Genomic DNA, 1,192 nt, shown 5'->3' on the forward strand with positions numbered 1-1,192 from the left:
CGACGATGGCGAAGGCGAAGTTTGAGCGGAACAAGCCGCACTGCAACATCGGGACGATTGGCCATGTTGACCATGGCAAGACGTCGCTGACGGCGGCGATCACGAAGGTTCTGGCGAAGACGGGTGGTGCGACCTTCACGGCGTACGACCAGATCGACAAGGCGCCGGAGGAGAAGGCGCGCGGGATCACGATCTCGACCGCGCATGTCGAGTACGAGACGCAGAACCGGCACTACGCGCATGTGGACTGCCCTGGCCACGCCGACTACGTGAAGAACATGATCACGGGCGCGGCGCAGATGGACGGCGCGATCCTGGTGGTCTCGGCGGCCGATGGGCCGATGCCGCAGACGCGGGAGCACATCCTGCTGGCGCGGCAGGTCGGCGTTCCGGCGCTGGTGGTGTTCCTGAACAAGATGGACATGGCCGACCCCGACCTGGTCGAGCTGGTGGAGATGGAGGTGCGCGAGCTGCTGTCCTCCTACCAGTTCCCGGGGGACGACATCCCGATCGTCAAGGGCTCGGCGCTGTGCGCGCTGGAGGACAAGCAGGCGGAGATCGGCGAGCAGGCGATCCTCGAGCTGATGCGGGCGGTGGACAGCTACATCCCGCAGCCGGAGCGTCCGAAGGACATGCCGTTCCTGATGCCGATCGAGGACGTGTTCTCGATCTCGGGCCGCGGCACGGTGGTGACCGGGCGGGTCGAGCGCGGCATCGTCAAGGTGGGCGAGGAAGTGGAGATCGTCGGGCTGAAGGACACCGTGAAGACGACGGTGACCGGCGTCGAGATGTTCCGCAAGCTGCTGGACAGCGGCGAGGCGGGCGACAACATCGGCGCGCTGCTGCGCGGCACGAAGCGCGAGGACGTGGAGCGCGGGCAGGTGCTGGCGAAGCCCGGCAGCATCACGCCGCATACCGGCTTCAAGGCCGAGGCCTACATCCTGACGAAGGAAGAGGGCGGCCGGCACACGCCGTTCTTCACCAACTACCGGCCGCAGTTCTACTTCCGGACCACGGACGTGACCGGCATCGTCAAGCTGCCCGAGGGCGTCGAGATGGTGATGCCGGGCGACAACGTGACGATGGACGTGGAACTCATCGCGCCGATCGCCATGGACCAGGGGCTCCGCTTCGCCATCCGCGAGGGCGGCCGCACCGTCGGCGCCGGCGTCGTCGCCGAGATCGTGAAGTA

At 66.9% G+C, this 1,192-nt stretch carries 1 protein-coding gene; it reads left to right on the plus strand.

Going from position 1 to position 1,192, the window contains the following annotated elements:
• Positions 1–5: 5 nt before the first annotated feature.
• Positions 6–1,192: elongation factor Tu (tuf, locus tag E2C05_RS31920; protein ID WP_133223614.1), on the plus strand; the 1,187-nt coding region annotated here is incomplete at its 3' end.

Source organism: Paracraurococcus ruber, from assembly GCF_004353985.1.
Classification (GTDB): Bacteria; Pseudomonadota; Alphaproteobacteria; order Acetobacterales; family Acetobacteraceae; genus Paracraurococcus; species Paracraurococcus ruber.